We start from the raw sequence: 23,905 nt of genomic DNA, 5'->3' as shown, positions 1-23,905 counted from the left end.
CCCACCGACGCCACGCACCGACGCTCCAGCTCCAACTCCAGCTCCAGCTCCAGCTCCAGCTCCCACCGACGCTCCCCCTGCACCCACCTCTCCCCCAACCCCTACGCGGGCCCCGTGGCAATGACGCCTGCCCGCGCACCCCCAGGAGGACCTCGAAGTGCACGCCACCACCTCCCGCAGAGGCCGCCGCACGATCGCCGCCGTCGCCGGCAGCGCCGTCCTGGCCCTGCTCGCCTCCGCCTGCACCGGTTCCAGTGAGTCGGGCGGCACCGACGACTCCGCCAGCGGCAAGGACGTCACCATCACCTTCTGGCACGGCTGGAGCCAGGACAACGAGGTGAAGGCGATCAACGACACCATCGCCGCCTTCGAGAAGGCCCACCCCAACATCCACGTCAAGGCGGTCGGCAACGTCGCGGACGACAAGGTCAACCAGGCCCTGCGGGCCGGCGGCGACGGCGCGCCGGACGTGGTGTCCTCCTTCACCACCAACAACGTCGGCATGTTCTGCTCCACCAAGGCGTTCATCGACCTCAAGCCCCAGCTGGAGAAGAGCGGCATCGACCCGGCCAAGACCTTCCCGGCCGCGATGCTCAACTACACCCGGTTCCAGGGCAACCAGTGCTCGCTGCCGCTGCTCGGCGACGCCTACGGCCTCTACTACAACAAGAAGGCCTTCGCCGCGGCCGGCATCACCGCCCCGCCCAAGACCTTCAGCGAGTTCGCCGCGGACGCCAAGACGCTGACGATCGCCGACGGCGACTCTTACAAGCAGCTCGGCTTCATGCCGCTGTACCACGGCTACGAGTCCACCACCGAGCACTTCCTCGGCCAGTACGGCGCCACCTACTTCGGCGCCGACGGCAAGTCGAACCTCGCCGCCGACCCGAAGGTCGCAGCGATGCTCGACTGGCAGAAGGGCATGGTCGACCAGCTCGGCGGCTACGCCAAGCTGGAGAAGTACCGTGCCACCTTCGGCGAGGAGTTCAGCGCCAAGAACCCCTTCCACACCGGCCAGGTCGCGATGGCCATCGACGGTGAGTGGCGCACCGCCTCGCTCGCCGAGAACAAGCCCGACTTCGACTGGGCCACCGCGCCGTTCCCGGTGCCGGACGACCAGGCCGCCAGCTACGGCCGCGGCTACCAGACCGGCACCATCGTCGGCATCGCGAGCACCAGCAAGAAGCAGACCGCGGCCTGGGAGTTCGTCAAGTTCCTGACCACCGACACCGACGCGGTCGTGAACTTCGCCAACGCGATCCACAACGTGCCCAGCACCTTCGCCGCGCTCGACTCGCCGAAGCTGGTCGGCGACCCCAACTTCAAGACCTTCCTGGACGTCGCCAAGAACCCGAACTCGGGCACCACCCCGGCCAGCGTCAACGGCGGCGGCTACATCGTCTCGCTGCAGAACCTCGGCTACGACTACGAGTCCGGCAAGCAGACCGACCTCAAGGCCGGCCTCGCCGCCACCGCCAAGCAGATCGACACCGACATCGCCCAGGCGAAGTAGCGGGAACGGTCCACGGAGCTCCCCATGTCACTCGCGTTCGGCACCCGCAAGGGCGCCGGGACGACCGATCCGGCGGCGCCCTCCACGCAGCACCTGCTGCGCCGGAAGCGCCGCCGGGAGGCGGCCCGCACCCTCGCCTTCCTCTCCCCCTGGCTGATCGGCTTCAGCCTCTTCTTCGTCTACCCGCTGGTCTCCACCGCCTACTTCTCCTTCACCAAGTACAACGGCATCGGCGCGGCGACCTTCAACGGCCTCAAGAACTGGGACTACGTCCTCAACCAGCTGCCGACCTTCTGGCAGGGCCTGCGCAACACCCTGTGGCTGGTGCTGGTCATGGTGACCCTGCGGGTCGCCTTCGGCCTCGGCATCGGGCTGCTGATCACCAAGGTCAAGAACGGGGCGGGCTTCTTCCGCACCGTCTTCTACCTGCCGTACCTGGCCCCACCGGTGGCCGCCACGGTGGCCTTCGCCTTCCTGCTCAACCCCGGCACCGGCCCGCTCAACCACCTGCTCGGCGAGCTCGGCCTGCCGCAGCCCGGCTGGTTCTCCGACCCGGACTGGTCCAAGCCCGCGCTCACCCTGCTCGCCATGTGGGGCATCGGCGACCTGATGGTCATCTTCATGGCCTCGCTGCTGGACGTCCCCAAGGAGCAGTACGAGGCGGCCGAACTGGACGGCGCCGGACCGTTCCAGAAGTTCCGGTACGTCACGCTGCCGAACATCTCCCCGATCATCATGTTCGCGGTGGTCACCGGGGTCATCCAGACCATGCAGTACTACACCCAGGCGATCGTGGCCGGGAAGGTCGCCAGCGGCATCGCCGGCAACTCCGGCCAGCAGTTCGAGCCCGGCTACCCGCAGGGCTCCACCTGGACCCTGCCGCAGATGGTCTACAACCTCGGCTTCCAGCACTTCAACTACGGCGCGGCCTGCGTCGTCGCCCTGGTGCTGTTCGCCATCTCGATGGCCGTCACCTCGATCCTGCTCCGCCGCAAGTCCGGCTTCATGGCGAGCGACGACTAGACGGCTGGACGACCGGTGGACCAGTGACGACCAGCGGACCCATGAGGAACCGACCATGACACTCAGCTCCACGCTCACCGAGGCCCGCTCCGGTGCCTCCCGCACCGGCACCGCCGCCGCCCGGGCCGCCCGGCGCCGCGCCCTGCTCAACTGGGTGGCCGTGCACTCGCTGGCGATCGCCGCCGCGCTGTTCTTCCTGCTGCCCTTCGTCTTCGTCTTCCTCACCTCGGTGATGAACGACCAGCAGGCGCTCACCACCGACTACTGGCCCACCTCCTGGAACTGGGGCAACTACGCCCAGGTCTGGGACACCCCGGGCTTCCTCACCTGGTGGCGCAACACCCTGGTGTACGCCGGCCTCGGCACCCTGCTGACCGTCGTCTCCAGCCTGCCGGTCGCCTACGCGCTCGCCAAGTTCCGCTTCCGCGGCCGGAACCTGGCGCTGATGGCGGTCATCGCGATGATGATGCTGCCGCCGCAGGTCACCGTCATCCCGATGTACCTGTTCTGGACCAAGCAGATGGGCCTCGGCGGCTCGCTCTGGCCGCTGATCATCCCGATGGCCTTCGGTGACGCGTTCTCGATCTTCCTGCTGCGCCAGTTCCTGCTGACCATCCCCAAGGAGTACATCGAGGCCGCCCGGATCGACGGCTGCGGCGACCTGCGCACCCTGCTGCGGGTCGTCCTGCCGATGGCCAAGCCGGCCATCGCCGCCGTCGCCCTGTTCCAGTTCTTCTACTGCTGGAACGACTACTTCGGCCCGCAGATCTACGCCAGCGACAACCACGATTCCTGGACGCTCAGTTACGGCCTGGAGTCGTTCAAGGCCGCCCACCACACCAACTGGAACCTCACCATGGCCGCCACCCTGCTGGTGATGGCACCGGTGATCGTCCTCTTCTTCTTCGCCCAGAAGGCCTTCATCGAAGGCGTGACACTGACAGGGGTCAAGGGCTGATGTCCTCCGTTACCAGTCTCAAGCTGGCCATCGTCGGCGGCGGGTCGACGTACACCCCGGAGCTGATCGACGGCTTCGCCCGGCTGCGCGACACCCTTCCGATCGGCGAACTGGTGCTGATCGACCCGGCCGCCGAGCGGCTGGAGCTGATCGGCGGCCTGGCCCGCCGGATCTTCGCCAAGCAGGGGCACTCCGCGGCCGTCACCGTGACCACCGACCTGGCCGCGGGCGTCGCCGACGCCGACGCCGTCCTGCTCCAGCTGCGGGTCGGCGGCCAGGCCGCCCGCAACCGGGACGAGACCTGGCCGCTGGAGTGCGGCTGCGTCGGCCAGGAGACCACCGGCGCGGGCGGGCTCGCCAAGGCGCTGCGCACCGTCCCGGTCGTCCTCGACATCGCCGAGCAGGTCCGCCGCACCAACCCGGACGCCTGGATCGTCGACTTCACCAACCCGGTCGGCATCGTCACCCGGGCCCTGCAGAACGCCGGCCACAAGGCCGTCGGGCTGTGCAACGTCGCCATCGGCTTCCAGCGCAAGTTCGCCGCCCACCTGGGAGTGGACCCGGAGCTGGTCCGACTGGACCACGTCGGGCTCAACCACCTCACCTGGGAGCGCGGGGTCACCCTGCTGGACGGGCCCGGCGCCGCCGGCGGCCGCGAGGTGCTCCCCGAACTGCTGCGGGACTTCGGCAAGGAGATCGCCGAGGACCTCCACCTGCCGCAGGCCTTCGTGCAGCGGCTCGGCGTGGTGCCCTCCTACTACCTGCGGTACTTCTACCAGCACGACGCGGTGGTCGAGGAGCTCAGGGCGCAGGGCTCGCGGGCGGCGCAGGTCGCCGAGATCGAACGGCAGCTGCTGGAGCTGTACGCCGACCCCACCCTGGACACCAAGCCGGAACTGCTCGGCAAGCGCGGCGGGGCCTTCTACTCGGAGGCCGCCGTCCAGCTGATCTCCGCGCTGCTCGGCACCGGCGGCGGGACGTCCGTCCAGGTCGTCAACACCCGCAACGACGGGGTGCTGCCGTTCCTGCCGGACGACGCCGTCATCGAGGTGCCCGCCGAGGTGGACGCCCGCGGCGTACGGCCGCTGCCGCAGCGGCCCGTCGAGCCGCTGTTCGCCGGCCTCGTCGCCGCCGTCACCTCGTACGAGCACCTCGCGCTCGACGCCGCCCTGCGCGGCGGGCGCGACCGGGTCTTCGACGCCCTGCTCGCCCACCCGCTGGTCGGCCAGATCGACCTCGCCGACCGGCTCACGGATCGGCTGCTCGCCCACAACCGCGAGCACCTCCCCTGGGCCTGAGCGCCCTCGCCGGGCCCTCTGGGGAGGGCCCGGCGGTGAGGAGAACGATCACCCCCGGCCGGGGCTTGCGGCCGGGCCACGTACGAGCCGCGGGGACCTGATGACCCACCAGCCCGAACCACTCCTTGCCGGCGTCCTCGCCATCGACGCCGGTAACTCCAAGACCGACGTCGCCCTGATCGGCGCCGACGGCACCGTCCGCGGCACCGCCCGCGGCGGCGGCTTCGCCCCGCAGAAGATCGGCGGCGCCGCGGCCGTGGCCGGCCTCGCCCCGCTGGTCGAGGAGGCCGCCGCGGCGGCCGGATTCCCGTCCTTCGGCGGCGTGCTGACCAGCCACGTCAGCGCCTGCCTGGCCAACGCCGACCTGCCGGTGGAGGAGGAGGCGCTGCGCACCGCCCTCGAATCGCACCCGTGGGGCCTCAGCAACACCGTCGTCAACGACACCTTCGGCCTGCTCCGGGCCGGCACCGAGGGGCCGCGCGGGGTCGCGGTGGTCTGCGGCGCCGGGATCAACTGCGTCGGCCTGCTGCCGGACGGACGCACCGCCCGCTTCCCGGCGCTCGGCGAACTCACCGGCGACTGGGGCGGCGGCTCCGGGCTGGCCATCAGCAGCATGTGGCACGCGGTCCGCGCGGAGGACGGGCGTGGCGGGCCCACCGGGCTGGCCCCGGCGATCGCCGAACACTTCGGCCTGCCCAGCGCCGGGGCCGTCGCCGAGGCCGTCCACCTCGGGCACCTGCCGGGCGCCCGGCTGCACGAGATCGTCCGGGTGCTGTTCGCGGTCGCGGGCGACGGGGACGCCGTCGCCCTGGAACTGATCGACCGGCAGGCCGACGAGATCGTCCGGCTGGCCGTCGTCGCCCTCCGCCGACTGGACCTGCTGGACTCCCCCGCCCCGGTGGTGCTCGGCGGCGGGGTGCTCGCCTCCCGGCAGCCGCTGCTGCTCGACAACCTCACCCGGCGGCTGTCCCGGGCCGCGCCGCTGGCCGAGCCGCGGGTGGTCGTCGCGCCGCCGGTGCTGGGCGCGGCGCTGCTCGGGCTCGACCACCTGGGCGTGGGCCCGGCGGCGCAGGCCCGGGTGCGCGGGGCGTACGAGGCGCAGCGGGCGGTGGCGGTCTGACGTCCTGCCTGCCTGGGACGTCCTGCTGAGACGTCCCCTGGAGACCTCCCGTCCCCGCCGGATCCGCACGTCCGGCGGGGGCGGGAACCGTGCGGCGCACGCCGCTCGTGTACCCGGGTACCGACCACCACCGACCCCCGGGGAGACTTGTGCCATGGCCGTGCCCCGCATCCTCCTCGCCGCCGCCGCCCTGACCGGAGCCGCCCTCGCCGGACTCACCGGCTGCACCCCCGCGGACTCCCGCCCGACGGTGGCCGCCGCCTCCTCGGCCGCGGCCCTCGCCGACGAGGGCCTGGACGACCCGCTGCTGGACGACGGTGACGACTTCGCCGACGACGGCGGCTACCCCGCCGCCGGCACCATCGCCGCCCCCGCCCCGGAGTGCACGGCTCCCGTACCGGCCCCCGGCCACCAGGTCCTGATCGTGGTCGCCGCCGGCCCCGCCGAACTCACCGCCCAGCCCGCGCGGTTCGCCTGCACCCCGCCCCGCTACGAAGCCACCGGCTCGCCCGTCCACTACGGCTTCGCCTCGTCCGGCGTCACCGCCACCCTGGTCGACCGCCCGCGCGAGGAGACGGCGAAGCCCGTCCACCTGGACGAACTGGTCACCCACCTCAACGACTGCCTCGCCGAACGCGACCCCGCCGACCCGTACGGCTGCTACGGCAACGCCTACGACGTCGTCCTGGACTCGCACGGCCGGATCATGCGCATCGCCGAGGTCGAGGGCGCGGAGGAGTGAGCCCGGAGTGAGGCGGGCCCGAACGGTGGCGGCGCTGTTCCCGCTGGTGGCGGCGGCGACACCGTAGGGCAGAGGGCGGGGAGGGGGAAGGGGGGGCGGGGTGGGCGGTTCGTGTGGGTCATGGGGAGGGGCAATACGGTGTAAAAGCTCCCCTCAACTGTTGAGATTCGCCTTCGCTACGCGCATCAACGGTCCGTCAGCTGGGGGCTTTTGACGTTCTATACGTTTCTCCGGGCCGCGCTTGGGGTTGGTCTTACTCTTGCCGTCGTTGACCCGGTTTCGGCGGCGGTGCTTTGCTTCGGGCCTCGACGGTGAACCGGTCCCCCATCCCCGTTTCGCTGACTGTTCATGACGAACGGTCGGTGACAGCCGGCTCCCCGTCGTCGCTCCTCCCCGTTTGTCCCCCACGGTGTCGCCGCGCCCTACCGGTGTGCGGTCGGCATGAGAGAGGAACCCTCACGATGGGCATGTCCCCCACCTCCCGCCGGGCGCGAGTCCGGGCCCTGACCGGGCTCAGCGCACTGGCGCTGGCCGCCACCGGTTTCGCCGCCGCCCCGGCCGCCCAGGCGGACCAGCCGGGCAGCGAGTTCGCCGGGCAGTCCCACCCGTACCGGCACGGCGCCGTCCCCACCAAGGAGGCCGCCGCACACGCCAACACCGCCTCCGCGGCCGCGAACCGCACCTCGAACCTGCGCTACGGCGGCGCGGTCGACGGCATCGGCGTCACCACCGGCGCGCCGAAGGTGTACGTCGTCATCTGGGGCTCCCAGTGGGGCACCCAGGGCACCGACGCCAACGGGTACACCACGCTGTCCGGCGACCCGTCCGGCGAGGCCGTCCGCGCGCAGCAGCTGTACAAGGGCCTGGGCGCGAACAACGAACTCTGGTCCGGCGTCCTGACCCAGTACTGCCAGGGCGTCGCCAAGGGCGCCACCACCTGCGGCTCGACCGCCGCGCACGTCGGCTACCCGACCGGCGGCGCGCTGGCCGGCGTCTGGGTCGACGAGTCGGCCGCCGCCCCGGGCCAGGCCACCGGCAACCAGATCGCGGCCGAGGCCGTGAAGGCCGCCGGACACTTCGGCAACACCACCGCTGCCTCCAACCGCAACGCGCAGTACGTGGTGCTCTCGCCGACCGGGACCCACCCGGACGGCTTCAACACCTCGACCGGCAACTTCTGCGCCTGGCACGACTGGAACGGCGACACCACGCTGACCGGCGGCGCGGCCCCCTCGCCGTACGGTGACATCGCGTTCAGCAACGACCCGTACGTGACGGACATGGGCAGCTCCTGCGGCCAGAACTACGTCAACAGCGGCAGCGCCGGCACCCTGGACGGCGTGACCATCGTGTACGGCCACGAGTACGCGGAGACCGTCACCGACCAGAACCCGGCCGGTGGCTGGACCGACTCCACCGGCGCCGAGAACGGCGACAAGTGCGCCTGGAAGGGCACCGGCGGCACCGGCGGGGCGCAGAACGTGTCCTTCTCGACCGGCTCGCTGCCCATGCAGGCGACCTGGTCGAACCTGAACAGCTCCTGCCAGATCTCGCACGCGATCGTTCACTGAGCGCGCGCGATCGCCCACCGAGCTCCGTCTCCTGAGCGGCGTGGGGCAGCTCAGGAACTGACGGGACCGACGGATCGGACGGACCGGAGGGGTCTTGTGTCCTGACGATCCGGCACGGGGGAAGGCGCCGGAGCGGGCTGTGTGGGCCCGCTCCGGCGCTTCGCGCCGTCCCGGCCTAGGAGGGCGCGACCAGGCCGAACTCGTAGGCGTGGATCACCAGGTGGACCCGGTCGCGGGCGTCCAGCTTGGTGAACAGCCGGGCGACGTGCGCCTTGGCGGTCGCCACGCTGATGGTGAGCTCCTCGGCGATCTCCGTGTTGGACAGGCCGCGGCCGACCAGGGTGAGCACCTCGCGCTCGCGCCCGGTGATGCCCTCGGCGGACTTCCGGGGCCGGGCGGCGGCGTCCGGGCGGGCGGCGAACTCGCCGATCAGGCGGCGGGTGATGCCCGGGGCGAGCAGGGCGTCCCCGGCGGCGACGACCCGGACGCCGTCCAGGATGGTCTCCAGGGCGAGGTCCTTGACCAGGAAGCCGCTCGCCCCTGCGCGCAGCGCGCCGTACACGTAGTCGTCGTCGTCGAAGGTGGTGAGGACGAGCACGTGGGTGGGCAGGTCCGGATCGGCGAGGATCCGGCGGGTGGCCTCGATGCCGTCCATGCCGGGCATGCGGATGTCCATCACGGCGACGTCCGGGCGCAGCCGGGCGACCAGTTCGACGGCCTCCGCGCCGTTGCCGGCCTCGCCGACCACCTCCAGGTCGGGGGCGTCGGCGATGAGCACGCGCAGGCCGGTGCGGATGAGCGGCTGGTCGTCGACCAGAACGACGCGGATCACGGTCCCACCTCCAGGGGGGTCGGTTCGGGGTGCTCCGCGAGTGCCGCAGGTGCTGCGGGTGCTGCGGGTGCTGCGGGTGCTGCGGGTGTCTCAGGTGCTGTGGGTGCCGCGGGGATGGGCAGCAGGGCGGCGACGCGGAAGCCGCCCTCCCGGCGCGGGCCGGCGCTGAACTCGCCGTCCAGCAGGGCGACCCGCTCGCGCATGCCGGCCAGGCCGTAGCCGGTGCCGGGGGTCGCGGTCAGCGTACCGGCGCCCAGGTCGACGACGGTGACGGCGAGCGTCTCGGGCGCGTACTCGACGGTGACGTGGCAGTCCCGGGTGCCGGAGTGCTTCACCACGTTGGTGACGGACTCCTGGACGATCCGGAAAGCCGCGAGGTCCACCTCGGGCGGCAGCGCCCGGGCTTCGCCGCTGCGGGTGAGCTCGACCCGCACCCCGGCGCCCGCCGCCTTCTCCACCAGCCGGTCCAGCTCGCCCAGCCCGGGCGCCACTTCCATCGGCGCCGACTCCCCCTCGCCCTGCCGCAGCGCGCCCAGCATCCGGCGCAGCCCGGCCAGCGTCTCCCGGCTGGTCTCCTCGATGGCGTTCAGCGCGTTGCGGGTCTCGGCGGGCTGGGTGTCCATGACCCGGCTGCCCATGCCCGCCTGGATCGCGATGATGCCGATGTTGTGGGCCACCATGTCGTGCAACTCGCGGGCGATCCGCAGCCGTTCGGCGGTGACGGCCTGCTCGGAGGCGCGGCCGCGCAGCGCCTCGGTGTGGGCGCGGCTCTGCCGGACGGTGTTGCCGATCAGCCAGGCGATCAGGACGGTCGAGGCGAGGCCCAGGTAGGCGTACGGGTTCACGGCGTACCCGTTGACGGCACCCCAGACGAACAGCGTGGCGAGCACGGCCAGCGGCATCGACACCGCGATCGTCGAGACCAGGCGGGAGCGGGTGACCACGCAGTAGCCGACCACCGCCTCGGCGATCAGGAACTGCACCGGCGCCGCCGCCGGAACCGTCCACATCCCGAGCGAGAAGACGCCGCCCAGCAGCGCCGCCGCGATGGCCGCCAGCGGCAGCCGGACCAGCAGGAACGCGACCAGGGTGGTGACCGCGGCGGTGACCACCAGGGGCATGTCCTCGGTGTTGCCGTTGTAGCTGAGGAGGTGGCTCAACTCGTTGTCCCGGGTGAAGAACCGGAACGCCACGATGGCCGTCCACAACGCCGCCACCCACACGCCCGCGGGCAGGCGCCTGAGCAGGGGCGGGCGGGGTTCGGTGATCATGACGCGATGGTAGCGGCGGGCGCCGGGGCGGCACATTGGCCCGCGGGCGTAGTCCCGGGGGCGGGGGCGGCCGCCCCCGGTTGTGTCCCGCCGCCCGATGCCCGCCCACGGCCCCGACCGGCAAAGTCGTCCCCGTGATCGAGATCGAGCGACTGACCAAGCGGTACGGCGCCACCACGGCCGTCGACCAGTTGACCTTCACCGTCAAGCCGGGCACCGTCACCGGCTTCCTCGGCCCCAACGGCGCGGGCAAGTCCACCACGCTGCGGATGATCCTGGGCCTCAACACCCCCACCTCCGGCACCGTCACCGTCGACGGGGTGCCCTTCGCCGGCCGGCCGCGCGGCCTGCGGCACGTCGGCGCCCTGCTGGACGCGAGCGACGTACACGGCGGGCGCAGCGCCCGGGCCCACCTGTCGGCGCTCGCCCGCAGCAACCGGATCCCGCTCGGGCGGGTCGACGAGGTGCTCACCGAGGTCGGCCTCGGCAAGGCCGCCGGGCGCCGGATCGGCGGCTACTCGCTGGGCATGAAGCAGCGCCTGGGCATCGCCGGCGCGCTGCTCGGCGACCCGCCCGTACTGCTCTTCGACGAGCCGCTGAACGGGCTGGACCCGGAGGGCGTGCTCTGGGTGCGCGGGCTGTTCCGCCGGCTCGCGGCCGAGGGCCGGACGGTCTTCGTCTCCAGCCACATGATGACCGAGATGGAGCACACCGCCGACCGGCTGGTGGTGATCGGCCGCGGCCGGCTGATCGCCGACGAGAGCCTGGCCGAGTTCTCGGCCCGCCACGCGGAGTCCAGCGTGGCCGTACGGGCGCCCGAACTCCCGAAGCTGGCCGACGCCTTGCGCGCCGAGGGTGCCGAAGTCACGGTGGTCGAGCCGCAGTCGGGCGTCGTCACCGGGATGACCGCGGAGCGGATCGGTGAACTCGCGGTGCGCCACGGCGTGGTGGTGCACGAGCTGGCCGCCCGGACGTCGTCCCTGGAGTCGGCGTTCATGTCCCTGACCGCCGACAGCGTCGAGTACCTGGCAGGAGAGACCCGATGAGCACCATGACCCTGACCCGCGCCGAGAGCGCCCGCCTGGCGGAACCCGCACTCCGGTTCACCGACCTGCTCGCCGCCGAGTGGATCAAACTGCGCTCGCTGCGGTCGACGTACTGGGTGCTGGCACTGGCCTCGCTGGTGGCGATCGGGGTCAACCTGAACGCCGTCCACTCCGACCTGACGTACATCGACCACCCGCCGCGGCCGATCCCCGGCCTCCCGCCGTTCCGGTACGACGCGCTGTACCACAGCCTCAGCGACATCGCCTGCTACCTGATGGCGATCGCGGCCGGCAGTCTCGGCGCGATCACCGTCTTCGGCGAGTACACCACCGGCATGATCCGCACCACCTTCGCCGCCGTGCCCGACCGGCGCGGGGTGATCGCCGCCAAGGTGCTGCTGATCGGCGGGATCACCGCGCTGGCCGGGGCGGTGGTGTCCGCGGCGTCCTTCTTCGGCGGCAACGCCATGCTGGCCTCCCGGCACGTCGGACTCTCCATCACCCAAGGGGTCAGCCTCCGGGCCGTCATCGCCTACGCGGCGATCGTGCCGGTCTGCGCACTGGTCGGGATGGCCCTGGGTGCGCTGCTGCGGCACGCGACCGCGTCGATCGTCTCGCTGGTGCTGCTGTTCTTCATCCTGCCGCTGATGTTCGGCGGGGACCGCTACCGGTGGCTGTACGAGATCGGCGCCCACCTGCCGATGCAGACCGTCAACCGGCTCACCTACAACCCCGACTCCAACAGCACGATCAGCAAGTGGGCGCCGAGCGTGCTGGACTCGTGGATCACCATGGGCGTGTGGGCGGTCGCCTCGGTGGCGGTGACGATGGTCGTGGTGCGGCGGCGGGACGTGTGACGTCCCGGCCGGTCAAGGGAGGCCGCCGCCAGGGCGGGCGGGGTGCCGCGACGGGGCTACGGGATGAGCTGGGCGCCGATGATGCCGTGGCCGGCCGCCGCGGTGGCACGCCAGACCGGGACGACGGCGTCGAACAGTCCGGAGACGTCGTCGGTGCCCCGCAGGACTTCCAGGGCCCGTGCCCGCGCCGCCGCGCGTTCGGCGTCGTCCAGGACGAACACCGCCTCCACGGCGGGCAGCGCCGCCCGCACCTCGGCGGGGGTGAGGACCATGTCCCCGAACCAGCCGGGCAGCCCGGCGAGCCGCTCGGGGCCGAGCGCGTGGGCCAGGCCGAGCACCGGATAGCGGTTGCGGGCGGAGACGCAGACGTACGGGCCGATGTCCGTACCGCAGTCGTTCCAAGCGTCGTACAGCCCGTTGACGTCCTCTCCCAACGGGCCGGACACCAGGGCCTCCAGGTCGTCCACGCCCAGTTCCTCGCCCCGCTCCCAGCGGCGGCGCAGGTCGACGGCGCCCGGACCGGCGGCGTGCTCGCCGAGCAGCGCCCGCAGCCTGGGGCCGTGCCGCTCGACGGCACCGGCGGGCGCGGGGACGAGGAACCACATGCCGTAGTAGCTCATGGCGCCTCAGGCTAGGGCCGGGCACCGACAGCGGAGGTCAGGGCGTGACCTGGGTGGCGAACCTCATGGCCCGGCACGGAATCCGTCGCCACCGACAGCACCGGTCGCGTCAGGCCGTGGTCACCGCTGCCGCCTTGGCGCGGAAGGCGCCGAGGGTCGCGGCCGGGACGCCGCAGGCGGGGAGGAAGGCCTCGGCGCCGCCGAGGCGGGTGCGGACGTGGCCGAGGAAGACGGACATCGCCTCGGCCGGGGCCTGGAGCAGCGGGGCGGGGATGGTGAGGGCGCGGCCCTCGGAGTCGGTGACACGGGTGGCGCCCTGGTCGTTGAGGGCGGTGCGGTGGCGCTCGGCGAGGTTGGCGAAGATCTGCGGGAGGGCGTCGGCGGTGCGGGCGTAGTCCTCGACGATCCGGTCGGCGGGGACGCCGAGGAGGTCGAGCAGCAGGGCGGTGAGCAGGCCGGTGCGGTCCTTGCCGGCGGCACAGTGCAGCAGGACGGCGCCGGGGCGGGCGGCGGCCTCGACGGCGGCGGCGACGGCCTCGGGGGCGGATTCGGCGAGCAGCAGGTAGAACTCGCCGAGGTCGGCGGCGGTGGTCATGGTCGCCATGTGGGCGGTGAGGGCGTCGGTGGCGGGGTTCACCGGGGCGGCGACCACCGTGATCCCGGCGGCCTCGGCGGCGGCCCAGTCGGCGGGCCGGGTCTCGCGCGGGTCGCGCAGGTCGACGACGGTGCGGATGTCGCAGGCGCGCAGCTGGGCGACGACGGCCTCGTCGGCTGCCGGGAAGGGCTGGGCGGAGCGGTACAGCACGCCGGGGCGGATCCGCAGGCCCTCGGGGTCGCTGAGGACGGCGGGGTCGCGGAAGTTGACCAGGGACATGCGGGAAACCTTTCGGGTGAAGCCGCACACGGAGGGGCTGAACGTCCAGTAGGACATCTAGACGTCTAGATGTCCAATCCCTCAGCTGTCCTATTCCCTCACCGGCTGCGGAGCACCTCTCCATCCCACCGCCGACGGCCCGCCACGGCGACCCGGGGCGGCGGCGCCGGCTTCGTAGGATCGGGTCCGTGGCGACGAACCCCCCGAGCACTCCCCCGGGCACTCCCCCAGGCACCCCCTCGAACACCCCGAGCACCCCGAACACCCCGAGCACCCCGAACACCCCGAACACGCCGGTGTACCGCCGGCTGGCCCGCCGGCTCCAGGAGCGGATCGACGCCGGCGGCTACCCGGCGGGCGTCCGGCTGCCGAGCGAGCCGGAGCTGAGCGCCGAGTTCGGCGTGAACCGGCTGACCGTGCGGCAGGCGGTCGCGGAGCTGGAGCGGGCGGCCGTGGTGGAGATCCGCCGCGGCGTGGGAACCTTCGTCCGCCCGCCCGCCGTCCGGGTCTCGATCGCGGTGGACCCGCGCAGCCAGCGCTTCGACCTGGGCAGCGTGCACGAGGCCGTGCCGGAGGGGGACCACGGCGACGGCGAGTTCGTCGTCGCCGCCCCGCCGGTGGCCGGCACGGCCGAGGACGAGGAGGCGGCCCGCCAGCTGGGCCGGGCACCGGGCGAGCTGCACCGGCTGGACTCGGTGATCCGCCTCGGCGGCCGGGCCCGGGCGGCGTGCAGCTACTGGGTGCCGTTCGGGCCGCTGCCCGCCGAGCTGGTGCGGCCGGGCCACGCCGGGAACCTGGTGCTGGAACTGGCCCGCGCGGCCGGCGTGGAGCTGGAGTACGACTGGCGGGCCTTCGGCGCGATCGGCGCGGACCTCGCGGACGCCGAGTTGCTCGGTGTCCCGGCGGGCACCCCGCTGCTGGTCCGCGAGGGAGTCAGCTGCACCCCGGACGGCGCCCCGACGCTGTACGTCCGGCGCCGGATCGACGGCAGCAGCGCGCGCTTCGTGCTGCACTTCCGCGACCGGTAGCGCAAGGGCTCCGGGGCGTCTGGATCCTGATAACGTTCAGCGCCGAAAACGCAGGCCACACGGGGGTTGGCGGTACACGGTGAACGAGACGGACGAGTGCGACATACCCACCGAGCTGGCCGAGGTGTGCCTCGCCCTGCTCGCCGAGACCTCCCGCACCGGGCGCCTGCTGCGCCGGGACGAGCTGGAGGGGCTGCGCCGGCTCGGCGAGCAGTGCGCCGAGGCCGGGTACGGGCTGCGCGAGGTGGTCTCGCACTGCCTGGCGGCGGCCCGGCGGGCCTGGCGGACACTGCCGGGGACGACGGGCGCCACCAGCGTCGGCGAGCTGCGCCGGATCGGTGACGCGGTGCTGGCCGCCACCGACGCCGCGCTGGCCGCGCTGGGCGAGGGGCACGAGCGGTCCCAGCGGCTGGCGGTCCGCCAGGAGGAGGCAGCCAGGCGGGAGTTCATCGACGACCTGCTGCACGGCCGCAGCGACCTCGGGCTGCTCGCCGAGCGCGCGGAGCGGTTCGGGCTGCGGCTGGCGGGCGCGTACACGGTGGCGGTGGCGGTGGGCGACGAGCGCTTCGTGGACGTCCACCCGATGCTGCACCGGGTGGAGCGGGAGCTGGCCGGGCGGTTCGGCGAGCGGGACGTCCTGCTGGCCAGCAAGGACGGCCGGCTGGTGTGCATCGCCCCGGACTCCGAACGGGCCGTGCTGGAGGCCTTCGCGGAGCTGACGCTGCGCCCCGGGCCCGGCTACCGGCCGGTGCTGCGGGTGGCGACCGGCCGTCGGCACTCGGGGGCGAGCGGGGTGCTGCGCAGTTACGACGAGGCCCTGGACGCGCTGGACTACGCGCAGCGACTGGGCCTGCCGGCCTGCCAGTTGAAGGCCGAGGAGCTGCTGGTCTTCCCGGTGCTGATGCGTGACCGGGCGGCGATGGCCGATCTGGTGCGCAGCGTGCTCGGGCCGCTGACCGAGGCGCGCGGGGGCGCCCGCCCGCTGCTGGACACCATCGCGGTGCAGGCGGAGGCGGCGTACGTGAACGCGGAGGCGGCGCGCCGGCTGGGTCTGAGCGTGCGCACCCTCGGCTACCGGCTGGAGCGGATCAAGGCGCTGACGGGGTACGACCCGGCGGACGCGCTGCAGCGCTTCACCCTGGAGACGGCGGCCATGGGCGCGCGGCTGCTGAACTGGCCGGAGCAGCCACTCTAGGACGGCTCCGCACGGCACCCTCGGAAGGCCGCAAACCCCGGGCGACCTGCCCGGAGCCGTTCTGTTGCCCGATCGTCGAAGTGTCACCGGGAACGCGCGTACCAGGGTGTCAAAGGGCCGTAAAGATTGCCGGATCCTGGCAATGTGCGGGCGCCTCCCCCGCTGCCATGATCTCCCCGGCGCCGATGCCCGGTGCCGTGGGAAGGGCGGGGGGAATGGCCGGGACGGGGGACTTCTTCGCGGCCGCGCTGGCCTTTCCGACGGCGCTGTTCAGCTTCGCGCTGGTGGTGGTCGTCGGGTACTGGCTGCTGATGCTGATCGGCGGCCTGGGGTTCGACGCCTTGCACGGGGGGCATGGCGTCGGGCACCACCTGGGTGCCGGGCACGCCGGGCAGGTGGGCCCGGTGGGTCACGTCGGGCACGGTGCCGGGGGGCACGGTGCCGGGGGGAGCGTGGCCCACGGGGCGTCCGGCGGACACGGTGTCGGCGGGGGGACCGCCCACGGCGCGGACGGTGCCCACGGGGGGCACCGCACCGGCCACCACGGGGGCGTGCTGGACGCGCTGGGGCTGGGCGGGGTGCCCGCGACGGTGGCGGTGTCGCTGCTGGTCGCGCTCGCCTGGTTCGTCAGCCTGGCCGGCACCGTCCTCACGACGGGGGCACCGGCGCGCGGCGGCGTGTTCGCCGTCGCGCTGGTCGCCTCCTGGGCGGGCACCCGGGTGCTCGTCCGGCCGCTGCGGCGGCTGTTCCCGGAGGACCGTCCGGTCACCCGGGGGGACTTCGTCGGCCGGGTCTGCGTGATCCGCACCGGCCGGGTGACGGCCGACTTCGGGCAGGCCGAGGTGACCGCCGGGGACGGCTCCACCGCGACCGTGCAGGTCCGCGCCCCGGAGGCCGATCCGGACCTCACCGCCGGACGCACGGCGCTCATCTACGACTACGACGCGGACGGCGAGCACTTCCTCGTCGCGCCGTTCGACCCACCCCCATCGAGTCTCTGACGTCCCGTCAGTTCCATTCGCCGGTCAACCTCTTCGCTCCACCCTTCTCGTCAAAGGACTCCGTGATGGACACCATCGCCGTGGGTTTCGGCGTACTCATCGCCGTCGTACTGCTCATCCTGCTCGCCGCGCTGCTCTTCGTGGGCCGCCTGTTCCAGAAGGTCGAGCAGGGCAAGGCGCTGATCGTCTCCCGGACCAAGAGCGTGGACGTCACGTTCACCGGGGCGATCGTCCTGCCCGTCCTGCACAAGGCCGAGCTGATGGACATCACGGCGAAGACGGTGGAGATCCACCGGGCCGGCCGGGACGGCCTGATCTGCCGGGACAACATCCGGGCGGACATCCGGATCTCCTTCTTCGTCCGGGTGAACAAGACCGTCGAGGACGTCGTCAAGGTGGCACAGTCCATCGGCACCGCCCGGGCCAGCGACCCGCAGGCGATCCAGGACTTCTTCGCCGCGAAGTTCGCCGAGGCGCTCAAGACCGTCGGCAAGCAGCTGGACTTCACCGACCTGTACACCCACCGGCACGAGTTCCGGGACCAGATCATCGCGGTCATCGGCACCGACCTCAACGGCTACACCCTCGAGGACGCGGCCATCGACCACCTCGAGCAGACCCCGATGAGCCAGCTGGACGGCGACAACATCCTGGACGCCCAGGGCATCCGCAAGATCACCGAGCTGACCGCGATCGAGCACGTGCGCACCAACGAGTACCAGCGCAACGAGGAGAAGGAGATCACCCGGCAGAACGTGGACGCCCGGGAGACCGTCCTGGAGCTGGAGCGCCGCCAGGCCGACGCCGAGATCCGCCAGCGCCGCGAGATCGAGACCCTGCGGGCCAAGGAGGACGCGGTGATCGCCCGGGTGCAGGAGGAGGAGCGGCTCAACGCCCAGACCGCCTTCCTGCGCACCGAGGAGGTGCTCGGGGTGCAGCGGGAGAACCAGGCCCGCGAGGTCGCGGTGGCGCAGAAGAACCGCGAGCGGGTCATCGCGGTGGAGAACGAGCGGATCGAGAAGGACCGCCTGCTGGAGGTCGTCGGCCGCGAGCGGGAGACCGAACTCGCCGTGATGGCCAAGCAGAAGGAGGTCGAGTCCCGCCGCCGGGAGGTCGCCGACGTGGTCCGCGAGCGGGTCGCGGTCGAGCGCACCGTCGCCGAGCAGGAGGAGGCCGTCAAGACCCTGCGAGCCGTCGAGGAGGCCGAGCGGGTGCGCAAGGCCGTGGTCATCCAGGCCGAGGCGGAGGCGCAGGAGAAGCTCGTCAAGGACATCAAGGCCGCCGAGGCCGCCGAGCAGGCCGCCTCGCACAAGGCCCGCGAGTCGCTGGTGCTGGCCGAGGCCCGGCAGCAGGCCGCCGAGCTGGACGCGGCCGCCAAGGTCAAGCTGGCCGAGGGCGTCCGGGCGGAGGCCGCCGCCGAGGGGCTGGCCCGGGTGCAGGTGCGCGAGCAGGAGGCCGCGGCGGTGGAGAAGGTCGGCCGCGCCGAGGCCGCGGTGCAGACCGAGAAGGCCAGGGCGACCGCGCTGGAGGTCGGCTCCAGGCTCAAGGCGGAGGCCGAGGGCCTGACTGAGAAGGCCGCGGCGATGGCCAAGCTGGACGAGGCCTCGCGCGGGCACGAGGAGTACCGGCTGCGGCTGGCCGCCGAGAAGGACGTCCGGCTGGCCGGGCTGGAGACCCAGCGGCAGATCGCCGAGGCGCAGGCCGCGCTGGTCGCGGCCGGGCTGGAGAAGGCCAAGATCGACATCGTCGGCGGGGACTCGGTGTTCTTCGACCGGCTGGTGCAGTCGGTGACGGCCGGCAAGAGCGTGGACGCCTTCGTCGGCCACTCGCAGACCGCCCAGGCCCTGGCCGGCCCCTGGCTGGACGGGCGGGCCGACTTCACCCAGGACCTCACCCGGGCGCTGTCCTCGGTGTCCACCGCGGACGTGCAGAACCTGACGGTGTCCGCGCTGCTGCTCAAGCTGATCGGCGGCGGCGGCGAGCAGGCCGGGCAGCTGCGCCAACTGCTCGACTCGGCCAGGAAGCTGGGGATCGCGGAGACCCCGATCGGGGCGCTGACCGGCGTCAACGGCAGCAAGTAGTCGCCCCTCGAACACCCCGCCGCACACCCCGCCGAACACCTGCCGAACACCAGGGGAATGACCGTGGAAGCCCTCGACGACGCCCGGCCCGACGCCGGCACCTACGAGGTCCTGCGCGACCGGCTCGCCCGGGCCGCCACCGAACTCGCCGACCGCGCACGGGCGTTGAACACCCGCCGGGTCGAGGAGTTCGGCGGCGGGGAACTGCGGCTCACCGGCACCGGGCGGCTCACCACCACCCGGACCTGCCTGCCGCAGGACCTCACCGCCGTCGGCGGGCTGCTGCTGCTCGGCACCCGCCCGGTCGAACTGGTCGACGGCGCCGATGACTTCACCGACCTCCTCGCCCTCTACCGGCCCGACGACCTCTCCCCCACCGCAGGCGCGCTGCTGGCCGACCCGCGGCTGCGCCAGGACCTCACCGACCTGCGCCGCTACTTCCGCGACGCCCGGCTGGAACGGCTGCGCCCGGTCGGCAGCCGACTGCTCGCCGTCTTCCGCACCGGCCCGGCCGCCACCGACGTCCGGGTGCTGCGCTGGCGCCTCGACGACGACCGGGTGAGCTACCAGGACGGCCGCGGCGAACGCGACCACACCCCCGCCGACGGCCAGCAGCTCGACTGGACGCCGCTCACCCGCGACGACCAGCTGCCCGCCGCCCCCGGCACCGCGCCGCGCGCCGACCTCGCCGGGGAACTCCACCTCGGCGTGGACGGCGGCCGGCTCACCCTCACCACCCCCGACGGCCGCGACCTGCACCACGAGCCGCTCGCCGAGGCCCTGCAGACCCTCGCCGACGCCCAGATCGCCCACGCCCGGCTCGCCACCCTGCTGCTGGTGCGGGTGCGCCCGTACCAGGAGGAGACCGTCCGGCACCTGGTGGTCCACCTGCCCACCGGCAAGGTCACCCGGATCGACGCGCTCGGCCAGGCCTGCCTGCGGCTGCCCGCCGACCAGGGCGTGGCCTTCCCCGGCGGCTGCCACCTCGCCGACGGCACCGTGCGCGTCTTCGACCAGCCGGTCGACGGCCTGGCGTACGAGCGCACCGTCCTCTCCCCCAACGGCGAGGACGTGCTGTACGAGTTCCGCTCCGCCGCCGACGGCCGGGCGCTGCTCCAGCCGTACAACTCCGTCCGCCAGGAGGCCGCCGCCCCGCTCGCCTGCCAGGGCTACGCGCTGCTCGACGACGGCACCCTGATCGCGCTGCGCCCGGCCGAGGACGGCCCCACCCGGCTGCACCCCGTCCAGCTCTGGCAGAGCCCGTTCACCAGTGAGCGGCACGCCGCCGAACAGCCGCCCGGCACCGGCCCGTTGGCCCGGGTCGGCAACGCCGACCTGGTCCGCGGCCTGGCCGACTGCCTCGCCCTCGCCCGGCTGGCCGCGGCCGGCGCCGACACCCCGGCCGGGCACCATGCCGTGCTCGCCGCCTGCACCCGCACCGCCGACCGGCACCACTGGCTCGGCCAGAGCGGCCTCGGCGACCTCGCCGCACCGCTCGCCGAGATCCGCGACACCGCCCGGCAGGTGATCGCCGAGTACGAGGCGGTCGCCCAGCTCACCGCGCACGCCGCGGCCCGCACCGAGGAGACCGCCGAACACGTCGAGGGCCTGCTGCGCACCGCGCGCGGCGAGACCCTCGCCGACGCCGCCGAGTGGGTCGACCGGCTGGCCGCGCTGCGCCGCGCCCAGGGCCGGGTCGAGGCGCTGCGCGATCTGCCGCGCGCCCGCCCGGCGCGGATCGACGCGCTCGCCGAGCACCTCGCCGAAGGGCTGGCCGAGGCCGCCGACCGGGCCGTGGTCCAGCTCGCCGAACCCACCGCCTTCGAGCCGCACCGTCGCCGGGCGGGCGAACTGGCCGAGCGCTGCGCCGCGCTGGCGACGGCCGCCGAGGCCGAACCGCTGGGCCTCGAACTCACCGCGCAGAGCGAGGCGTTGCAGACCGTCTCGGAGCTGGTCGGCACCCTCGACCTGGCCGACGCCACCACCCGCACCGCGATCCTGGACCGACTCGCCGACGTGCTCGGGCTGCTCAACCGGGCCCGCAGCACGCTGACCGTCCGCCGCCGGGAGCTGCGCACCCGCGAGGCCGCCGCCGAGTTCGCCGCCGAGACGGCGCTGCTCGCCCAGGCCGTCAGCGCGGCGCTGGCCGCCGCCGACACCCCGGAGGCCTGCGACGACCGGCTCGGCCGGCTGCTGCTGCGGATCGAGCAGCTGGAGACCCGCTTCGCCGACGCCGACCCGGCGCTGGGCGAACAGCTCGCCGACCGGCGTACCGAGATCCACGACGCGCTCACCGCCCGCCGCCAGCACCTGCTGGAGGAACGGGCCGGCCGGGCCGACCGGCTGGCCGCCTCCGCCGAGCGGATCCTCGACACCCTGCACCGGCGGCTGGCCGCCCTGGGCACCGCCGCCGAGATCGACGCCGCCCTGGCCGCCGACCCGACGGCCGTCAAACTCCGCGACCTCGCCGCGCAGTTGACCGGCCTCGGCGACCGGGTGCGGGCCGAGGAGCTGACCGGACGGCTGCGCGCTGCCCGCAGCCGCGCCCACCGGGCGCTGCGCGACCGCGCCGAGCTCGCCGGGGACGGCCCCGGCACCCTGCGGCTGGGCCGGCACCTGTTCGCGGTCACCACCCAGCGCCCCGAACTCACCCTGCTGCCCTGGCGGGGCCGCCCCGCCTTCACCCTCACCGGCACCGACTACCGCGCCCCGGTCACCGACCCGGCCTTCGCCGCCACCGAGCGGTACTGGTCCCGGCCGCTGCCCTCCGAGACGCCCGCGCTGTACCGCGCCGAGTACCTGGCCGCGAGCCTGCTGCTGGCCGCCGAGCCGGGGGAACCCGAGGGCGACCTGCTGGCCTACGTCCGGCGGGCCGCCGAGGGGCGCCCGGACGAGGGCTACCAGCGCGGGGTGCACGACCACGACGCCGCCCTGGTGCTCCGCTCCCTGCTCGACCTCCGTTCCGAGGCAGGCCTGTTGCGGCACCCGGCGGCGGCCCGGGCGGCCGCCCAGCTGTACTGGGCGCACGGCACGGACGAGCGGCAGCGGCTGGTCTGGCACACCCGGGCCCGCTCGCTCGGGCTCGCCCGGCAGGTGTACGGGCCGGCACCGGAGTCGACCGCTTCGGCCGCGCTCACCGACCTGGCCGCCGAACTGTCGGCCGCCGTGACCGGGTTCATCCCCGGCGCAACCGGCGCCGGGGACTACCTGGTGGCCGAACTCGCCGCCGCCGCACCGACCTTCGCCCACTCGGCCGGAGCCCACGCACTGCTGGAGAAGTTCCGCGCCGCCCCCGAGTCGGCCGGGCTGACCGAGGCCCTGGCCGCGCTGCCCGAGGACCCCTCGCTGCTGCCCGCCCGGCGCCAACTGGCCGCCGCCTGGCTGGAGTCGGCCGCCGCCGACGCCGACCCGGGCGACCGCACCGAGGCCGCCGCCGTGCTGCTCTGCCCGACCCTTCCCCGCCGCCCCGCCGAGGGCGCCGTCGCCACCCGGCTGACCGGACTGCTCGGCGACCACCCCCGCCTGAAGGGCGGCGCACTGGACCTTCGACTGGACGAACTGCTTGCCCGCGTAAAGGAATTCGAGGCGGTCGACGCCCCCGGCCAGCGTGCCTACCAGCGGCTGCGCGGCGAGCTGCTGGCCGCCGAGCACGCCCGGCTGCGGCTCGACCAGTACCGGCCCGCGCCGCTCAACGGCTTCGTCCGCAACCGGCTGATCGACCAGGTGTACCTGCCGCTGATCGGCGACAACCTCGCCAAGCAGCTCGGCACCGCGGGCCCCGGCGGGCCGGTGGACCGCAGCGGCCTGCTGCTGCTCGTCTCCCCGCCCGGCTACGGCAAGACCACCCTGGTCGAGTACCTGGCCGAGCGGCTCGGCCTGCTGCTGGTCTCGGTCAGCGGCCCGGCGCTCGGCCACAAGGTCACCTCGCTGGACCCGGCCGAGGCCCCCGACGCCACCGCCCGACGCGAGCTGGAGAAGCTCAACTTCGCACTGCACGCCGGCGACAACGTGCTGCTCCACCTCGACGACGTCCAGCACACCTCGCCCGAGTTCCTGCAGCGCTTCATCCCGCTGTGCGACGCCCAGCGCCGGATCGACGGCGTCGCGGACGGCGAGGCCCGCGAGTGGGACCTGCGCGGCAAGCGCTTCGCCGTGGTGATGGCCGCCAACCCGTACACCGAGTCCGGGCGGCTGTTCCGGCTGCCCGACATGCTCGCCAACCGGGCCGACGTCTGGAACCTCGGCGACACCGTGGCCGGCCGCGAGGACCTCTTCGCGCTCAGCTTCGTCGAGAACGCCCTGCCCGCCAGCCCCCACCTGGCCCCGCTGGCCACCGCCGAACGGGCCGACCTGGACATCCTGCTCGCCCGCGCCGCCGGCACCCCGGGCGGCACCCTGGCCGGCGCCTGGCCGGCCGCCGAGGTCGAGCGGATGACCGCCGTCCTGGCCGGGCTGCTCCACCTGCGGGGCACCGTGCTGGCCGTCAACCGCGCCTACCTCGCCTCCGCCGCCCAGGACGACCGCACCCGCACCGAGCCGCCGTTCCTGCTCCAGGGCTCCTACCGCAACATGGCCAAGCTCGCCCAGCGCCTCGACCCGGCCCTCACCCGCCCCGAACTCGACGCCCTGCTCACCGACCACTACCGCGCCGAGGCCCAGCCGCTGGGCGCCGACGCCGAGGCCCAGCTGCTGAAGCTCGCCGAACTCCGCGGCACCCTGACCCCGGAGCAGGCCGGGCGCTGGGAGCAGCTGAAGCGCCGGTGGTGCGAGGGGGTGCAGCCAGGCGGGTACGGGCGGGAGGTGTAGCTGGCTACACCTCCGGGAGTGAACCCCCGACCATTGAGCCGCCCCCGCCCCGGGCGGTGAGATGTGATC

18 protein-coding genes are annotated in these 23,905 nt (G+C 73.5%); 14 read left to right on the top strand and 4 right to left on the bottom strand.

Annotation, left to right across the window (positions count from 1 at the left end; all coding sequences use genetic code 11):
• The first annotated feature begins 157 nt into the window (after window positions 1-157).
• From ABTY61_RS26220 to ABTY61_RS26190, 7 genes are all read left to right on the top strand, one after another.
• Window positions 158-1,513 carry an ABC transporter substrate-binding protein gene (locus ABTY61_RS26220; protein ID WP_350507526.1) on the top strand — a complete coding sequence of 452 codons (1,356 nt, stop codon included), beginning with the start codon at window positions 158-160 and terminating at the stop codon, window positions 1,511-1,513.
• Between the two features lie 24 nt (window positions 1,514-1,537).
• Window positions 1,538-2,536, top strand: coding sequence for a carbohydrate ABC transporter permease (locus ABTY61_RS26215; RefSeq protein ID WP_350507525.1), 999 nt, complete (start codon window positions 1,538-1,540; stop codon window positions 2,534-2,536).
• A gap of 55 nt (window positions 2,537-2,591) precedes the next feature.
• Entirely contained in the window at window positions 2,592-3,494 is a 903-nt protein-coding gene (locus ABTY61_RS26210) for a carbohydrate ABC transporter permease (protein WP_350507524.1), read from the top strand.
• Complete coding sequence (locus tag ABTY61_RS26205; RefSeq protein ID WP_350507523.1) at window positions 3,494-4,792, top strand: 6-phospho-beta-glucosidase; 1,299 nt, start codon at window positions 3,494-3,496, stop codon at window positions 4,790-4,792. Before ABTY61_RS26210 ends, ABTY61_RS26205 begins: the two co-directional genes overlap by 1 nt.
• A gap of 100 nt (window positions 4,793-4,892) precedes the next feature.
• Window positions 4,893-5,912, top strand: coding sequence for an N-acetylglucosamine kinase (locus ABTY61_RS26200; RefSeq protein WP_350507522.1), 1,020 nt, complete (start codon window positions 4,893-4,895; stop codon window positions 5,910-5,912).
• A 154-nt stretch (window positions 5,913-6,066) separates the two neighbouring features.
• Window positions 6,067-6,654 (top strand): hypothetical protein, encoded by a 588-nt coding sequence (locus tag ABTY61_RS26195; RefSeq protein WP_350507521.1) that lies wholly within the window; start codon window positions 6,067-6,069, stop codon window positions 6,652-6,654.
• A gap of 461 nt (window positions 6,655-7,115) precedes the next feature.
• A complete protein-coding gene (locus tag ABTY61_RS26190) occupies window positions 7,116-8,225 on the top strand; it encodes a hypothetical protein (RefSeq protein WP_350507520.1) in 1,110 nt (369 codons plus the stop codon).
• Window positions 8,226-8,400: 175 nt separating this feature from the next.
• Here the strand turns inward: ABTY61_RS26190 and ABTY61_RS26185 are convergent, their stop codons facing one another.
• The gene (locus tag ABTY61_RS26185; RefSeq protein ID WP_350507519.1) at window positions 8,401-9,057 is read right to left on the bottom strand and encodes a response regulator; all 657 of its coding nucleotides are present in this window, start codon (window positions 9,055-9,057) and stop codon (window positions 8,401-8,403) included.
• Window positions 9,054-10,328, bottom strand: coding sequence for a sensor histidine kinase (locus ABTY61_RS26180; protein WP_350507518.1), 1,275 nt, complete (start codon window positions 10,326-10,328; stop codon window positions 9,054-9,056). The genes ABTY61_RS26185 and ABTY61_RS26180 overlap by 4 nt, the downstream gene beginning before the upstream one ends.
• 134 nt (window positions 10,329-10,462) lie before the next feature.
• Between ABTY61_RS26180 and ABTY61_RS26175 the strand changes: the two genes are divergently transcribed.
• Complete coding sequence (locus ABTY61_RS26175) at window positions 10,463-11,374, top strand: ABC transporter ATP-binding protein (protein ID WP_350507517.1); 912 nt, start codon at window positions 10,463-10,465, stop codon at window positions 11,372-11,374.
• Window positions 11,371-12,231 carry an ABC-2 transporter permease family protein gene (locus ABTY61_RS26170; RefSeq protein ID WP_350507516.1) on the top strand — a complete coding sequence of 287 codons (861 nt, stop codon included), beginning with the start codon at window positions 11,371-11,373 and terminating at the stop codon, window positions 12,229-12,231. The genes ABTY61_RS26175 and ABTY61_RS26170 overlap by 4 nt, the downstream gene beginning before the upstream one ends.
• Before the next feature lie 56 nt (window positions 12,232-12,287).
• Here ABTY61_RS26170 and ABTY61_RS26165 read toward each other — a convergent pair whose 3' ends face one another.
• Window positions 12,288-12,851, bottom strand: coding sequence for a hypothetical protein (locus ABTY61_RS26165; protein WP_350507515.1), 564 nt, complete (start codon window positions 12,849-12,851; stop codon window positions 12,288-12,290).
• Between the two features lie 109 nt (window positions 12,852-12,960).
• A complete protein-coding gene (locus tag ABTY61_RS26160; RefSeq protein WP_350507514.1) occupies window positions 12,961-13,725 on the bottom strand; it encodes a tyrosine-protein phosphatase in 765 nt (254 codons plus the stop codon).
• Window positions 13,726-13,913: 188 nt separating this feature from the next.
• On the opposite strand from ABTY61_RS26160, the gene ABTY61_RS26155 reads away from it, so the two are divergent.
• The 5 genes from ABTY61_RS26155 to ABTY61_RS26135 all read left to right on the top strand — a co-directional run bounded on the left by ABTY61_RS26155 (window position 13,914) and on the right by ABTY61_RS26135 (window position 23,836).
• Entirely contained in the window at window positions 13,914-14,753 is an 840-nt protein-coding gene (locus tag ABTY61_RS26155; RefSeq protein ID WP_350507513.1) for a GntR family transcriptional regulator, read from the top strand.
• 79 nt (window positions 14,754-14,832) lie between these two features.
• Entirely contained in the window at window positions 14,833-15,948 is a 1,116-nt protein-coding gene (locus tag ABTY61_RS26150) for a PucR family transcriptional regulator (RefSeq protein ID WP_350507512.1), read from the top strand.
• A 215-nt stretch (window positions 15,949-16,163) separates the two neighbouring features.
• On the top strand, window positions 16,164-16,949 hold the full coding sequence (locus ABTY61_RS26145) for a hypothetical protein (RefSeq protein ID WP_350507511.1): 786 nt from the start codon (window positions 16,164-16,166) through the stop codon (window positions 16,947-16,949).
• Between the two features lie 65 nt (window positions 16,950-17,014).
• On the top strand, window positions 17,015-19,030 hold the full coding sequence (locus tag ABTY61_RS26140; protein WP_350507510.1) for a flotillin family protein: 2,016 nt from the start codon (window positions 17,015-17,017) through the stop codon (window positions 19,028-19,030).
• A gap of 57 nt (window positions 19,031-19,087) precedes the next feature.
• On the top strand, window positions 19,088-23,836 hold the full coding sequence (locus ABTY61_RS26135) for a DNA repair ATPase (RefSeq protein ID WP_350507509.1): 4,749 nt from the start codon (window positions 19,088-19,090) through the stop codon (window positions 23,834-23,836).
• The last annotated feature ends 69 nt before the right edge of the window (window positions 23,837-23,905 follow it).

This window comes from Kitasatospora sp. NPDC096128, assembly GCF_040303105.1.
GTDB lineage: Bacteria > Actinomycetota > Actinomycetes > Streptomycetales > Streptomycetaceae > Kitasatospora.
The sequence above is the reverse complement of the archived record's forward strand: the minus strand, read 5'-3'. Positions and strand labels throughout refer to the sequence as shown.

What these genes read in the sequence shown, in the direction of transcription:
- ABTY61_RS26215 (WP_350507525.1), top strand. Translation starts at nt 1,538, where the DNA reads ATGTCACTCGCGTTCGGCACCCGCAAGGGCGCCGGGACGACCGATCCG.
- ABTY61_RS26210 (WP_350507524.1), top strand. Translation starts at nt 2,592, where the DNA reads ATGACACTCAGCTCCACGCTCACCGAGGCCCGCTCCGGTGCCTCCCGC.
- ABTY61_RS26205 (WP_350507523.1), top strand. Translation starts at nt 3,494, where the DNA reads ATGTCCTCCGTTACCAGTCTCAAGCTGGCCATCGTCGGCGGCGGGTCG.
- ABTY61_RS26200 (WP_350507522.1), top strand. Translation starts at nt 4,893, where the DNA reads ATGACCCACCAGCCCGAACCACTCCTTGCCGGCGTCCTCGCCATCGAC.
- ABTY61_RS26195 (WP_350507521.1), top strand. Translation starts at nt 6,067, where the DNA reads ATGGCCGTGCCCCGCATCCTCCTCGCCGCCGCCGCCCTGACCGGAGCC.
- ABTY61_RS26190 (WP_350507520.1), top strand. Translation starts at nt 7,116, where the DNA reads ATGGGCATGTCCCCCACCTCCCGCCGGGCGCGAGTCCGGGCCCTGACC.
- ABTY61_RS26180 (WP_350507518.1), bottom strand. Translation starts at nt 10,328, where the DNA reads ATGATCACCGAACCCCGCCCGCCCCTGCTCAGGCGCCTGCCCGCGGGC.
- ABTY61_RS26170 (WP_350507516.1), top strand. Translation starts at nt 11,371, where the DNA reads ATGAGCACCATGACCCTGACCCGCGCCGAGAGCGCCCGCCTGGCGGAA.
- ABTY61_RS26165 (WP_350507515.1), bottom strand. Translation starts at nt 12,851, where the DNA reads ATGAGCTACTACGGCATGTGGTTCCTCGTCCCCGCGCCCGCCGGTGCC.
- ABTY61_RS26160 (WP_350507514.1), bottom strand. Translation starts at nt 13,725, where the DNA reads ATGTCCCTGGTCAACTTCCGCGACCCCGCCGTCCTCAGCGACCCCGAG.
- ABTY61_RS26145 (WP_350507511.1), top strand. Translation starts at nt 16,164, where the DNA reads ATGGCCGGGACGGGGGACTTCTTCGCGGCCGCGCTGGCCTTTCCGACG.
- ABTY61_RS26140 (WP_350507510.1), top strand. Translation starts at nt 17,015, where the DNA reads ATGGACACCATCGCCGTGGGTTTCGGCGTACTCATCGCCGTCGTACTG.
- ABTY61_RS26135 (WP_350507509.1), top strand. Translation starts at nt 19,088, where the DNA reads ATGACCGTGGAAGCCCTCGACGACGCCCGGCCCGACGCCGGCACCTAC.